Source organism: Aidingimonas lacisalsi (assembly GCF_008079445.1).
Classification (GTDB): Bacteria; Pseudomonadota; Gammaproteobacteria; order Pseudomonadales; family Halomonadaceae; genus Aidingimonas; species Aidingimonas lacisalsi.
Window position 1 is genome coordinate 123,277 of record NZ_VRYH01000003.1, and the last position, 13,927, is coordinate 137,203.

Annotated in this window: 12 protein-coding genes; 6 read left to right on the forward strand and 6 right to left on the reverse strand. The window is 59.0% G+C overall.

All coding sequences use genetic code 11. The features are described from left to right. Position 1: 1 nt before the first annotated feature. The 4 genes from hslV to FVV99_RS06805 form a co-directional block, all read right to left on the reverse strand. Positions 2 to 520, reverse strand: a complete 519-nt coding sequence (hslV, locus tag FVV99_RS06790; RefSeq protein ID WP_148253312.1) for an ATP-dependent protease subunit HslV — start codon at positions 518 to 520, stop codon at positions 2 to 4. 183 nt (positions 521 to 703) lie between these two features. Further along, on the reverse strand, positions 704 to 1,414 hold the full coding sequence (locus FVV99_RS06795) for an SPOR domain-containing protein (RefSeq protein WP_148253313.1): 711 nt from the start codon (positions 1,412 to 1,414) through the stop codon (positions 704 to 706). Between the two features lie 3 nt (positions 1,415 to 1,417). Next, positions 1,418 to 3,103: an arginine--tRNA ligase gene (argS, locus tag FVV99_RS06800; protein ID WP_148253314.1), complete on the reverse strand. Its 1,686-nt coding sequence runs from the start codon at positions 3,101 to 3,103 to the stop codon at positions 1,418 to 1,420. Between the two features lie 160 nt (positions 3,104 to 3,263). Then, a complete protein-coding gene (locus tag FVV99_RS06805) occupies positions 3,264 to 5,501 on the reverse strand; it encodes a primosomal protein N' (protein WP_148253315.1) in 2,238 nt (745 codons plus the stop codon). 160 nt (positions 5,502 to 5,661) lie between these two features. Between FVV99_RS06805 and rpmE the strand changes: the two genes are divergently transcribed. Both rpmE and FVV99_RS06815 read left to right on the forward strand, forming a co-directional pair. Next, positions 5,662 to 5,877, forward strand: a complete 216-nt coding sequence (rpmE, locus tag FVV99_RS06810) for a 50S ribosomal protein L31 (protein ID WP_148253316.1) — start codon at positions 5,662 to 5,664, stop codon at positions 5,875 to 5,877. Between the two features lie 290 nt (positions 5,878 to 6,167). Continuing rightward, on the forward strand, positions 6,168 to 7,439 hold the full coding sequence (locus FVV99_RS06815; protein ID WP_148253317.1) for a malic enzyme-like NAD(P)-binding protein: 1,272 nt from the start codon (positions 6,168 to 6,170) through the stop codon (positions 7,437 to 7,439). A gap of 72 nt (positions 7,440 to 7,511) precedes the next feature. Here FVV99_RS06815 and FVV99_RS06820 read toward each other — a convergent pair whose 3' ends face one another. Both FVV99_RS06820 and FVV99_RS06825 read right to left on the reverse strand, forming a co-directional pair. Then, positions 7,512 to 8,267, reverse strand: coding sequence for a DUF481 domain-containing protein (locus tag FVV99_RS06820; protein WP_148253318.1), 756 nt, complete (start codon positions 8,265 to 8,267; stop codon positions 7,512 to 7,514). Positions 8,268 to 8,367: 100 nt separating this feature from the next. Then, the gene (locus FVV99_RS06825; protein WP_148253319.1) at positions 8,368 to 10,896 is read right to left on the reverse strand and encodes a penicillin-binding protein 1A; all 2,529 of its coding nucleotides are present in this window, start codon (positions 10,894 to 10,896) and stop codon (positions 8,368 to 8,370) included. Positions 10,897 to 11,141: 245 nt separating this feature from the next. On the opposite strand from FVV99_RS06825, the gene pilM reads away from it, so the two are divergent. From pilM to FVV99_RS06845, 4 genes are read left to right on the forward strand one after another with little or no spacing between them, the layout of a single operon-like run. Continuing rightward, positions 11,142 to 12,197: a type IV pilus assembly protein PilM gene (gene pilM, locus FVV99_RS06830; RefSeq protein WP_148253320.1), complete on the forward strand. Its 1,056-nt coding sequence runs from the start codon at positions 11,142 to 11,144 to the stop codon at positions 12,195 to 12,197. Continuing rightward, positions 12,194 to 12,760 carry a PilN domain-containing protein gene (locus FVV99_RS06835; RefSeq protein WP_161598970.1) on the forward strand — a complete coding sequence of 189 codons (567 nt, stop codon included), beginning with the start codon at positions 12,194 to 12,196 and terminating at the stop codon, positions 12,758 to 12,760. Before pilM ends, FVV99_RS06835 begins: the two co-directional genes overlap by 4 nt. Next, positions 12,744 to 13,379 carry a type IV pilus inner membrane component PilO gene (locus FVV99_RS06840; protein WP_148253322.1) on the forward strand — a complete coding sequence of 212 codons (636 nt, stop codon included), beginning with the start codon at positions 12,744 to 12,746 and terminating at the stop codon, positions 13,377 to 13,379. The genes FVV99_RS06835 and FVV99_RS06840 overlap by 17 nt, the downstream gene beginning before the upstream one ends. Then, positions 13,379 to 13,903: a pilus assembly protein PilP gene (locus tag FVV99_RS06845; protein WP_148253323.1), complete on the forward strand. Its 525-nt coding sequence runs from the start codon at positions 13,379 to 13,381 to the stop codon at positions 13,901 to 13,903. Before FVV99_RS06840 ends, FVV99_RS06845 begins: the two co-directional genes overlap by 1 nt. Positions 13,904 to 13,927: the final 24 nt, after the last annotated feature.

The window sequence follows — 13,927 nt, forward strand, 5'->3', positions numbered from 1 at the left end:
CTCAAAGCTCTTCCATGGTGAACTGGTGATTGGTGTAGACGCAGATGTCGCCTGCAATTTCCAACGATTTCTCGGTGATCTCGCGGGCAGACAGCTCGGTATTCTCGAGCAGGGCGCGGGCGGCGGATAGCGCGAAATTGCCGCCTGAGCCGATGGCAATGATCCCCCGCTCGGGCTCGACGACGTCCCCATTGCCGGTAATGATCAGTGAGGCGTTCTTGTCGGCGACTGCCAGTAATGCTTCGAGACGTCGCAGGGCCCGGTCGGTTCGCCAGTCCTTGGCCAGTTCCACGGCCGCTTTGACCAGGTGTCCCTGGTGTTTTTCAAGCTGGGCCTCGAAGCGTTCGAACAAGGTGAATGCGTCGGCGGTACCACCGGCGAATCCCGCGAGCACCTGGCCACGATAGAGACGCCGTACCTTGCTGGCGTTACCTTTGAGTACTGTATCGCCCAGGGAGACTTGACCGTCACCGGCCAAAGCGACCTGATCACCGCGGCGTACGGATACGATGGTGGTCATTGAGAGGCTCCGTCGCGAGGGGCGGCTTATGCCACACCCAGTGTGATTGAACGTTCCCATTCGGTGCGAATAGAGAACGCCATTGATAGCATGTTGAATGAAGTGCGGGCGCAGGCAGGTAAAATCAAGCGCGAATGCGGAGATCGGCTGGTAGACCAACGTACGGTCATGATGTTCTGGAATTCAATTCTGTACCTGGATCATCAACGGCTCGATACCCTGTGCCATCATCAGGTCCTGGGCCCGGTTGAGCTCACTGTCATCGGTATAGGGGCCGACCTGGACGCGATGGAAAATGTCGCCTTCGCTGGTCTGAACCTCGTTGACGCTGGCCGTCAGGCCGACATCTCGCAGGCGGCCTGCCATGTTGCTGGCATCACTGGACTGCCGGAACGAGGCAGCTTGCAACATGTATCGCTGACGTTGCTCGGAAGCCTCGCGGTTGTCGGCTTCGGCGATACGCTCGAGTTCAGCGGCGATAGGGTCGGTTGCCTCGCTATCATCGTTACTCTGACTCGTTTGTTCGGCATCATCGACAGTGGCGGTGGCGGTATCGACAACGCTGTCCATGCCTGGTGCGATCACCTCGGATTCCGGCAGTAAGGTATAGAATTCGAAAGTCGGCATGCGACCTTCGTCACTGTCGGAAGCCTGACCGCCGGGTTCCCCACTTGGACTCGAGGACTCGGTACGTTCCGGTGAGGATGCCTTGGGCAGGACCGTTGCCATCGGTTGCGGTGCAGAATCCTGCAGGTATTGTGCCAGGAAGAAACCAGCGATGAGTCCGCCCACCCCCCAGAACCAACCGGGAAAACGTGGGCGAGACGACTGTTTCGCAGATCGCTTGCGAGTCGTGGCACCGCGCCTTGAGCCTGATCCTTTGCGAGCCGCCATCGGTTACATCTCCTCCGGAGCGCTGACTCCCAGCAAGTCGAGACCGTTGCGGATGACTTGACGTGTGGCGAGTCCCAGGGCCAGACGGGCATTGCGCAAGGCGTCATCCTCGACCATGACTTTTACGGCGTTGTAGCAGGTGTGGAAGTCGCTGGCCAGGTCTTGCAGGTATTGGGCCACCTGTTGCGGTTCATGCATGCTTGCCGCATGGGCGACGACCTCGGGATACCGGGTCAGGCGATTCATCAGCGCTTTCTCCTGATCGGTATCAAGCCGGGAAAGATGGCTCATGGCCTGTGTATGGTCGAACGCCAGCCCCTCGGCTCGCGCTTTGCGTAATACGCTACAAACCCGAGCATGAGCATATTGAATGTAGTAGACCGGGTTGTCATTCGATTGCGAGCGGGCCAGGTCGATGTCGAAGGTCAGTTGCGAATCGGCGCGCCGGGCTGCCAGGAAATAGCGTGTCGCATCACGACCGACTTCGTCGATCAGGTCACGTAGCGTGACGTAGCTGCCGGCCCGCTTCGAAAGTTTGACTTCGACGCCCGAGCGAGTGACCAGCACCATCTGATGCAGGACATAATCAGGCCAGCCTGAAGGAATACCGGCTTCCAGTGCCTGTAAGCCTGCCCGTACCCGGGTGACGGTCGAGTGATGGTCCGCTCCCTGCTCGTTGATGACTTGTGTGAAGCCGCGCTGCCACTTGTCCAGGTGGTAGGCGACATCCGGCAGGAAATAGGTGTAATCGCCATCGGACTTGCGCATTACCCGATCCTTGTCGTCGCCAAAGTCGGTCGTGCGCAGCCACAGCGCGCCATCGCTCGTGTAAGTATGTCCGCCCTCGATCAGTCGCTTGGCGGTCGTCTCGACCTTGCCATCATCGTACAACGAGGACTCAAGGAAATAGACATCGAATTCGACGCCGAATGCCTTCAGGTCAAGATCCTGTTCGCGACGCAGGTAAGCGACGGCAAAGTCTCGGATCGCGTCGATATCGTCGGGGTCGGCCTTGGCCGTGACATGCCTGTCGTCGGCATGTACCGTCTCGCCGGCTAGATAGCTCTTCGCGACGTCGATGATGTAGTCGCCACGGTAGCCGTCTTGCGGCCACTCCTCATCGTCCGGACCCAGGCCCTTGGCGCGTGCCTGTACCGACCCGGCCAGATTGGCGATTTGGGCACCGGCGTCGTTGTAATAAAACTCACGCGTGACATCGTAGCCTGTGGCCTCGAGTAGCCGGCATATGCTGTCGCCGATGGCCGCGCCTCTACCATGACCGACGTGCAGTGGCCCTGTCGGGTTGGCGGACACGAATTCGACCTGCACTTTTTCGCCGGCGCCGGCTAAGCTGCGGCCAAAGGCGTCGCCAGCGTCGAGAACCCTGGCGACAATCTGTGCCACAGCGTCGGTGGCAGCAAAGAAATTGATGAAGCCCGGGCCGGCGATTTCAGTGCGACGCACGGTCGGGTCGTCCGGTATGGCAGCGTTCAAGATCTCAGCCAGATCACGCGGTTTCTTGCCCGCCGGCTTGGCCAGCATCAGCGCCAGATTGGTGGCGTAGTCGCCGTGAGCCTTGTCCTTGGTGGCCTCGACCTTGATGGTCGGGTCGCTATCGTCGGGAACATCGCCTTGCTGTTTGAGCGTGGCGAGAGCGTCCTCGAGCAGCGCAGTGATCGTTTCTTTCATGGAGTCCGGTTGTCCTGTGGCTCTGGCGTAGCGCGAGTCGCTGACAATGGTGAATCTCGCGGCAGAAGACGTGTCAGCATCGGTGTTGCAATGAGTGGCCGTCTATTATCGACAATTGCGGTGTCGCTTTAAACCCTGACTCGGCGTTGCCGGGGCGATTCTAGCTCAGTGTCTGAGGATCAATATCCAGAGACCAGCGTATCCGACGGGCGTATGGCGATGTTTCCAGCCAGTCGATCAGCCAGGAACAGCTTTCGTGAAGTTTGCTGCGATGGGTACTGGATAGCATTAACTGGACATGATAGCGCCCTTGGCGGCGTTCCATGGGAGCTGGCACGGGGCCCAGGCATTGCGTGGGATTGTGCCGATGTTGATCCAGCATGGCTTGCACGGCCTGTGCCGCAGACTCGGCGATGGCCATGACTTCATCGTCGCGAGGGCTTTCGAAGCGAGCCAGGGCCAGAAACCGATAAGGAGGGAGCGCAGCGATTCGGCGTTCTTCCAGGATATGCTCGGTCAAGGCTTCGTAGCCTTGCTCAGCCAGCAGCGTCAAGTGCGGGTCGTCACTGTGCAGCGTCTGCACCAGGACTCGGCCCGGGTGATGGGCACGTCCGGCACGTCCGGCGACTTGCTCCAGCAGCTGGGCACTATGCTCCAGCGCTCGAAAATCGCTGGCATACAGGCCGGCGTCGGCATTGACCACCACCACTAGAGTGACATGCGGCAAGTGGTGGCCTTTAGCCAGCATCTGCGTGCCGACCAACAGGCAAGGGGCACCGCGACGCACCGTGGCTAATGTCTTTTCAAGCGTTTCCTTGCGACGAGTGCTGTCACGATCGATACGGTGGACAGGCGTCTCGGGAAACAGGCCGGCGAGGGTCTCTTCCGTCCGTTCCGTGCCGGCGCCCAATGGCCGCAGGTCGGCACTGCCACAGTCCGGACAAGCATCGGGCAGCGGTCGATGAGCTTCGCAATGGTGACAGACCAGTTGCGGGGGCTGCCGATGGAGTGTCAGCCTGGCATCGCAGAGATGGCATTCGGCCAACCAGCCACAGGCCTGGCAGGCCAGTGTAGGCGCAAACCCGCGGCGATTGATGAAGACCAGAACCTGGTGGCCGGCATTCAGTGTGGCCTCAATGGCATCGATGGTCGGGGGAATCAACCCACCGCGGTTGGGACGGCCACGCATGTCGATCAATTCGAGCCGAGCCGGTGCATGACGGCTGGCGCGCTGGGTCAATCGAAGGTGGCGATAATGGCCCGCACGGGCATTGGCCAGACTCTCCAGGGCGGGAGTGGCGCTGCCCAGAATGACCGGTATGTCGTGATGGCGAGCGCGGACCAGAGCCAGATCACGGGCGTGGTAACGTAATCCGTCCTGCTGCTTGAGGGAGCCATCGTGCTCTTCATCGACGATGATGACACCAGGAGCCGACAGTGGGGTGAAAATGGCTGATCGGGTGCCTATGATGATTGGCGCGCGGCCGCTCCAGGCCGCCAGCCAGGCATCCAATCGTTCGGCATCGGTCAGGCCGGAATGCATGGCCACGACGGGGACCTGGAAACGACGTCGGAAGCGAGCCAGAGTCTGTGGGGTCAGGCCGATTTCGGGGACCAGAACGAGAGCTTGTCGCCCTCGGCCGATGATGGCTTCTATGAGTTGCAAGTAGATCTCTGTCTTGCCACTGCCGGTCACACCATGCAAGAGCGTGGGTGAAAACCGGTCCAGACCGTCATGTAATGCGGCGAGCGCCGTCGCTTGCTCCTGGTTGAGGGTGAGTGAGGGTTCCGCCAGTACATGACGGGGTGGTGTGGCAACGATCAACGGTTCGGTCTGCCGATGGGCAAGTCCCTTGTTGCGTAACCCTTCCAACTGGTGACGGGTGAACCCTTGTGCCGTGATGGCGGAATGGATCAGCCCCCGCGGATGCTGCTGAAGCAGCGCGAGTAATTCCCCTTGGCGTCTGGCGCGCCCCAGGTCCCGAGCACTGTGCTGTTTCCCGTCTTCGGTCAGTTGCCAGCGCTCATGGGTTCGGGCAGCCAGTGGTCGACCTTGCCGCAAGAGGACCGGTAGGGTCTGGTGCAGGGTGTCTCCCAGTGCATGCTGGTAATAGCGAGCGGTAAAACGTCCTAGCCAAAGCCAATCCTCGGGAAGCGGTGTGTCATCAAGCCAGGCCAGGATCGGTTTGAGCTTGTCGATGGACATCTCGCTATCCTGTCGGCATTCGATGATGATGCCGACCAGCTCTCTCCGGCCGAAAGATACACGGACTCGCTGTCCGGGGTGCCAGCCACTGGGGGGAGGCTCCGCTCCCGGCTGATAGTCGAACAGGCGACGCACGGGGGTGGGTAGAGCAACTCCCAGAACCTTGGGTGGGGGGATATCCTTGTTTGGCAATTGGCCTCCGGCATTGGGTTTGCTATAATACTGGCCCTCTATGGCGTCTCTGCCTAGGAACCGGTCCGCGGATCCGTGCTGTCGGGTCTGCGGTAGATAACCTGTATGCGGTGCCTGGCTCAATGATCAGGTGGCGGCATACCGCTCAAGAGGCATCACGATGAAACAAGCTATCCATCCCGAATACAAGCGTGTTACCGCAACGTGTTCCTGCGGTTCGACCTTCGATGTCGGCTCGACCGCCGATCATGATCTGTATCTGGACGTTTGCTCCCAGTGCCATCCGTTTTATACCGGAAAGCAGAAGCAGGCAACGACTGGGGGACGAGTCGAGCGTTTCAACAAGCGGTTCGGTGCCGCCATGCGTCGGGGGTGACGACTCCCCTGGCATCACTTTTTCATCAGTGATGACTGGCCGACGAGAAACCCGCCCGGTATGTCCGGGCGGGTTTCTTGCTGTATGGCGACCATCAGGTTGATCCGTGTCTTGAGGAATAAGGTCAACGTTATGTCCAATAGTGCGGCCATAAGGTTGAATGTATATGGAAAGGTTTTTCAGGCATATTACCAAACCCCAATAAAGACAATAACTTGAGGTAAGTTGTGGCTAGAGGGGTTTTTCTATATTCTGGCGCGACATCCTCATGACATGATCGGACGACACGCATGACTGACGCCAAGAAACAAGCGGCTCTGGATTATCACTCGCAACCGATTCCCGGCAAGCTCTCCGTGGAACTGACCAAGCCAACCAGCTCTGCCAAACATCTGGCCTTGGCGTATAGTCCCGGTGTGGCCGAACCTTGCCGTGAGATCGCCAAGGATCCTGAAAACGCCTACCTCTATACAGGCAAGGGGAATCTGGTCGCGGTCGTTTCGGATGGCAGCGCCATTCTTGGCTTGGGCAACTTAGGGCCGTTGGCCAGCAAGCCTGTCATGGAAGGTAAGGGGGTACTGTTCAAGAAATTTGCCGGTATCAATTCCGTCGACATTGAAGTTGATGCCGAAAGCCCGCAAGCCTTTGTGGATACCGTTGCCCGTATCGCGGATACCTGGGGTGGCATCAATCTCGAAGATATCAAGGCGCCTGAGTGCTTCGAGATCGAACGTACCCTGATCGAACGCTGCAATATCCCGGTATTCCATGATGATCAACATGGTACGGCCATCGTGACAGCCGCTGGCCTGCTCAACGCTCTGAACATTGCCGGCAAGACGCTTGAAGAGGCGCATATCGTGTGTCTTGGAGCCGGTGCTGCAGCGGTCGCATGCATGAAGCTGCTGGTATCGTGTGGAGCCAAGGCAGAGCATATCGACATGCTCGATCGTAAGGGGGTGATTCATAGCGGGCGTGAAGACCTCAATCAGTACAAGGCGATGTTTGCAACCGAGACCGATCGGCGCACACTGGATGATGCGATTGATGGTGCGGATGTATTCGTTGGGCTGTCCGGCCCGAATCTGCTATCTCCGGAGCAACTCGGCAAGATGGCTCCCAATCCAGTAGTGTTTGCGTGCTCGAATCCCGATCCGGAGATCCATCCGGACGTGGCTCATGCGACTCGCGATGACGTCATCATGGCTACCGGGCGTTCCGACTATCCCAACCAGGTCAATAACGTACTGGGGTTTCCCTTCATTTTTCGCGGGGCTCTGGATGTACGGGCGACGCGTATCAATGAGGAAATGAAAGTGGCTGCCGTGCATGCCCTGAAGGACCTGGCGCGCGAAGAGGTGCCGCAGATAGTCCTTGATGGCTATGAAATCGACACCTTGTCGTATGGACGCGGGTATATCATTCCTACGCCGCTGGATCCCCGTTTGTTGGGACGGATCGCCTCCGCCGTCGCCCAAGCGGCAGTCGATTCTGGCGTGGCTCGTAAGCCGTATCCGGCAAACTACCCACTGCAAAGCGTTGACGAGATCTACGCTGGCTGATTGATGGTCGGGTACCGTCGTGACGGACTGAGAACGCCGGCCACTGGCCGGCGTTCGTGATTTGCGTCCCCGTTATTCCCAGCTATAGAGAATCGACGCGCTGGTCGTCAGATCCTGGCGGGAATCGGTATCTGCAGGGGGCTGGGAGTTGCGTTTGATCTCATGCGATAACCGTAAAGCCAGCTTGGAGTTGAGCTTCGCTGTCAGCGATGAGAGAGAGCGTGTCGTTACGTTGTCCTGGGTGCCCTCCATGGAGAATTCCTGAGCAAGCGTCGCGTTTGGCGAAAATGCCCACTCATAATCCAGCGCGCCATAAGCCACGGCTTGATTCTCGACCTCATTGGTATCGGTGATGGAGTCGCGTCGATACCCCGGGCCCATCTCCAACGATAACTGATGCGTGTCGTTATCGAGGACCTGCCGACCATATCCTCCGATGGCTGTCAGCTGTTGGTCATAGCCACTGAAACGATCCTTTTCCCAACGAGCGAAACCGAATAAATAGTGGGGACCGTTGAAGTCATAGCGTTCACGCCATGCGGCGAGGTATTGTTCGGCGCTGGTGTCATCGTCGCGCGAGACATTGCGAATTTCGCCACGTAGACGGTGGGTCCAGCGGTCTTGAAGCCACGTGAGCGTGCCTTTCGAGATCAGTGACTGACTATCGGTGTTACCGGATAACCGGGTGTATCCCAGTTCGATATCGCCACTGAAGCGGGGATCTTCGTCCCCGGGGGCAGGCGGTGAATAGAACGGATCAGCATGGCAGACGGCGGCACTCATCGACAAGAGCACTGCTATGGCCAGGCCCGCTAGCAATGGTGGCATCAGTAGGCTCCCAGTTGCCTATCGAGTGTATGGACTCCACGCGGGGCAGGTGATCTAGGCAATGACCGGGCGGCATCCTTCCGCCCGGTGTGATCCGGAGTCAGAAGATGGCTTCGTAGGTGCCCGTGCCTTGGGAACCACTGTCGTCCTCGAGCTCACTATCGATGGTTCTCGGCTGATACTCGGGCAGATGGTTGGTGCGGAAGAGTTCCTGAATGCCACCTTGCTGATTGTCGCGTAACAGTCGGCCCGTCTCGGGGTCAATGCGCTCGGTCACGATGGTCTCCGGACGTTCAGGAATGGCCGACGGCTGACCATCGAGGGCGTCAGACATGAAATCCATCCATATCGGCAACGCTGCCTGTCCGCCGTATTCGCCGGTCGTTTCGTAGTTATCCTTGCCGATCCAGACCGTCGCGACCAAGTTGTCGTTGAAACCGGCAAACCAGGCATCACGATAGTCGTTGGTCGTACCGGTCTTGCCGACGATATCCTCCCGCCCCAGCTCCAGGGCGCGACGGCCGGTGCCGCGTTCAATGACATCACGCAGTATGTCGCGCAGGATATAGACAGCTCCTGGGTCCGCGACACGTGGCGCGACGGCATAGGACTTGCCATCGATTTTCTGTTCGGTCTGGTCGTCATTGCAGTCGCGGCAGGCAACACGAGGTGAGGCCTCGTCGATGACTTCGCCGTCTTCGCCGCCACGTGTGACACGCTCGATGAACCAGGGAGTGACCTGAAAGCCGCCATTGGCCAGTACAGCGTAAGCGTTGGTCATCTCCAGTGGTGTCAGGTCGGCGCTGCCCAAGGCCAGGGACAGTCCATTGGGCAAGCGTTCTTCGGCAAACCCGAAACCTTCCAGGAACTCTTTGGTGGGGCCGAGCCCTAATTGCTGTAGCACACGAACCGTGACCAGGTTGCGCGACTGGGCCAGCGCATCTCGTAACCGCGTCGGTCCACGGAATTCGCCGCCGGAGTTGACCGGGCGCCAGGTCTCACCGGCATCCGCTTGCACGATTGGAGCGTCGTTGATCACTGTCGCCGCCGTCATTTCATCGCTTTGCAATGCGGCGAGATAAATGAACGGCTTGAAGATCGAGCCGGACTGACGTCTGGCTTGGGTCGCCCTGTTGAACTTGCTTGCCGAGAAGCTGAAACCGCCCTGCAGGGCCCGGATGGCACCTGTCTTAGGATCGACCACGACGATCGAGCCTTCTGCATCGGGGCGCTGTGACAGACGCCATTCACCGTCGTCGCTCGCGAGAATGCGTACCAGGTCGCCTCGGCTGGCAATCTCCGCGGCGGAAGACGGGACGTTGCCCCGACTGTTCGCACTGTAATACGGGCGTGCCCATTCGAGTCCATCCCAGTCAATGGTGATCAACTCGCCTTCACGCGAAAGCACGCGCATCTCGCGCCCCTCGCTTGCGACGACAATTGCGGGTTGCAGCGGACCATAGCCCGGTGTGCGCTCAAGGACGCCAAGCCAGTTGCTGACGTCACCGTCGATGCCTTCGACCTCTGTTTCACTGCTTTCGGCGGCTTGGCGAGCGGTTTCCATGACCTCCGGCGATTCCGAGAGCTCTTCTTCCAGCCCGCTGCGTTCGGTTTGTTCCTGAGCTTCGACCAGGCTGGCGGGGATATCGGACCTCTCTGCCCCTCGCCATCCGTGTCGCGTGTCATACTCGATCAACCCTTGGGTCAGTGCGTTCTGAGCCATGGGCTGGAGCTCGCTGTCCAGTGTCGTGCGAATGTGATAGCCACTGGAGTAGGCTTCATCGCCGTAGCGCTCAACGGCAAACTGACGTGCCATCTCCGCCATGTAAGGCGCGTCGACCTCGACTTGCGCCGTGAAACGGCGGGCGGTGACGGGGGCGGCGACGGCCTCCTGGTACGCGTCCTGGTCGATGTAGTCCAGTTGGCGCATGCGATACAGGATCCAGTTGCGACGAATCAGCGATCGCTCCGGGTTGGCAAGTGGATTGAGTTCCGATGGCGCCTTCGGCAACCCTGCGATCATTGCCTGCTGGGCCAGGGTCAACTCGTCGAGCGGTTTGTCATAATAGGTATCGGCCGCCGCGGCAATGCCATAGGCACGGTTGCCGAGGAAGATCTTGTTGACATACAGCTCGAGTATTTCGCCTTTATCGAGCACCTGTTCCATTTGTAATGCCAGGAGAATCTCGCGGATCTTGCGGGTATATGTCTGGTCCAGGCTCAGCAGGTAATTGCGTGCCACCTGCATGGTGATCGTACTGCCCCCCGATTGAATGTCACCGCCACTGGCCGCTAGTTCGAAGGCGGCGCGCGCCAGACCTTTGGGATCGACGCCGGGGTGATCGAAATAGCTACTGTCTTCGGCGGCGAGCAGGGCATTGATCACGCCTTCCGGAATTTCGTCGAATTCCACAGGGATGCGTCGCTCGGAGCCGTATTCGCCGATCAGCTTGTCGTCACGCGTGAAAATTCGTAGTGGCGTTTGCAGTTCGAAGTTCTGCAGTTGACGTACGTCGGGCAAACCAGGCGCGAAGTATAGGGCAGCGCCGACCACGACCAGCAGGCTGGCTGCGCCCAGCGACAGCGCAAGCCAGGCCGCCGAAACGATTAACTTTTTGAACAGCTTCATGAAATAGCATTACCCGTAATGATCGGTAGCATTCGGACGGCGACGAGAAAGATGATCCATCAAGGCGGCCATTATAGGAACTTGGTTGCAGACGCACCAGCTTTGAAACCAAGACAGTGTGTTCGCGCGAGAGTTTCTGAGCTATGATGCATCTGGAATAGCTAATATGAAGCGGCTGACACTGGCCAGGAAGGCCGGTTCGCCGGGTAAGAAAACCAACAGGGAACGGTTGGGAGAATAAGCCAGTGCGGTTGAAAAGATCCAATCAGGGAATGATTGGAATCGATATCACCTCGTCGATGGTCAAGTTGCTTGAACTCATGCCATTGGCCAGAGGTTATCGTATCGAAAGCTGCACGTTGCAACCATTGCCAGCGGGAACAATGGTCGAGCGACGTATCCACGATGTCGACGCAGTGGTCGAGTCGGTTCGTAACGCACTCGAGAAGGCCGACGTCGCGGCAGTCGACGCATGTGTTGCTGTACCGTCCGGTTTGACGATCCTCAAGAGACTGTCAATGTCGTCCTGCTGGACGGATGAAGAAATAGAGGCCCGTATTCCCCTCGAAGTGGGCGACGATTTTCCCTTTCCCTTCAATGACGTCGCCTTCGATTTCCAGGTCATACCATCCGTGATGGATCACGACGGCCGGCAAACCGTTCTGTTGGCCGCGTGTCGGCGACTCGATGTCGACCGACTGGCCGACACTGTGTCGCAAGCCGGATTGCGCCTTCAGGCAGTCGATGTCGAGCCATTTGCGATGGCCCGAGCCTTGTCAGTACCGGCGCGCAAGGAGGGAGGTGAGCCTCAGTGGTGTACTGCCTTGGTCGATATCGGGGCAACGACCACCACGCTTCATGTCCTGTGGGATGGTTTGAGTCTCTACAGTCGAGACACCCCCTTCGGCGGCCACCAGCTAACCGAGAGTATTCGCGACCATTACCAGTGTGGTTGGGAGCAAGCGGAGGCCATCAAACGCCATGGTCGGCTGACGGCCGATGAGTTGGCGCAGGTAGTTGCTCCCTTTCTCGATACATTGGTACAGCACATTACCCGTTCGCTCCAACTCTATGAAGCAACGGGGCATCATCGCGATATCGGTCGTCTGGTGTTGGCGGGGGGTGGCTCGGTAACGCCAGGGCTGCGTGAACGTTTGGTACTGCATAGTGATCTGGACGTGGCGATAGCGAACCCGTTGCGGTCCATGTCGATATCGGATGACCATCATTGGCAATGGATGATGAACGCATCGCCGATGTTGCTGACTGCCTGCGGCTTGGCAATGAGGTCGCGAACATGACGGTAGCGATCAATCTGCTGCCCTGGCGTGCCGAACGGCGCGCGCGTCGAGCCAAGCGGTTCCATCGTATGTTGATATCGGTAGTGACGCTGGGCGCACTACTTGCCGGTAGCGCTACGCTACATCTGCGGCAGGCGCTCTCGGCTCAGGAGCGACGCAATGTATTCATTGAAGCACGTATCGAGCGGTTGGACCGAGACATTCGCAGGCTCGATGAACTGGAACGAGAGCACCAAAGGATTCAGGCGCAGATCGATGTGTTGACGCGGTTGCAGTTTCGTCGCCCGCATAGCGTGCGCATCGTCAATCAACTGACCGCAAGTCTCCAGGAAGGTGTGTATTACCGGCATCTCTCGCGTCGGGATGGGGCGCTTTATCTCGCTGGAGTGGCAAGTAACGACGCTCAGGTATCCGAGCAACTGCGCGCCTTGGCCAAGGCGCCTGTCTTCGATATCCCCGAGCTTTCAGCCGTCGAGTCGGGATCTGGTGGGGAGCGTCGCTTTGAACTCAAGATAACGGAACGGCGATCACCCTGGGAGGGACTCCATGCACCTGAAGCGTGAGTGGCAGTCCCTGCGTGAGCTGGAATGGCGGGATCTGGATATTCAGGAGGTGGGGCGCTGGCCAGTGTCATTGCAACTTCTCTGCGGCGGGGTGGTCACTGTGGCGCTCGGCTTGGTGCTGTACGGGTATCTTGTCATGCCTGCCAAGCAGGCCCTGATCGCCGCAGAGGAGCGCGAACAGGAACAACTGGCCGTGTATCGCGACAAGGCGCAGAGGGCGGTCGATTTAGCCTCGCTACGGGCCAGCGTGTCGATGCGTCGAGCGCGCCGAGATGCGTTGTTGGTGATGCTGCCCGATGATGCGGAAATTCCGGCGCTCATCGATTCCATCAGTGGTATCGCTCGCGACAATCAGTTGATGGTCGATGTCATTCGTCTGCGTGAACCGACAGTCAAGGATTTCTATATCGAACAGGACTTCGATATTCAAGTGCGCGGCGGTTATCACCATATCGCCGCATTCATGGCGGGCGTCGCAGGCTTGTCGCGCATCGTGACCCAACATGACTTCACGTTGGTACCGATCGGCAAGGAGGGGGAGTTGCGCCTATCGATGCTGGCACGTACATACCGGTATCGGTCGGACGCTGCCACCGAACCCGGCCTGGAGTCCAATTGATGTCTGGGACGCGCGTCATTGCATTGATCTTGTCGGGAACGTTGGCAGGCTGTGTCGACCCAGACCTGGGGGCGCTAGGCAATTACCTGGAAAGCCAGCGCGCCCGTTCGGACGTCATTAACGATGGCGGCCTGGGGGTGACACCGGTCTATCGGGCGGTGCCGTATACGCAAGATGGTGCGCGCAGCCCGTTTCGTGCCTACGATGAGCGGTTGCCGGAGGCAGCGGCGTCATCCAGAGGCAGTGTGCCCGGCCCGGGCCGGTCCCCCGAATCGCTGGCCGTCTATGATCGTCAGTCGCTGTCCCTGGTGGGCATCATCGACATTGGCGGCATGCGATCGGCGCTGATCCGAGATCCGGCAGGTCGCGTACATGACGCGCGGGTCGGTGATCATGTGGGGACCGAGTTTGGCGAGATCGTCGCGATTGGCGATGGTGGTATCACGCTCATGGAACGAGTGGCTGGAGAGGATGGTGGTTGGACCGAGCGAGTCAGCCAGTGGTTTCTCGGTGACGATGCCTGATAGCGCAGTGTGGTGGAAACAAGG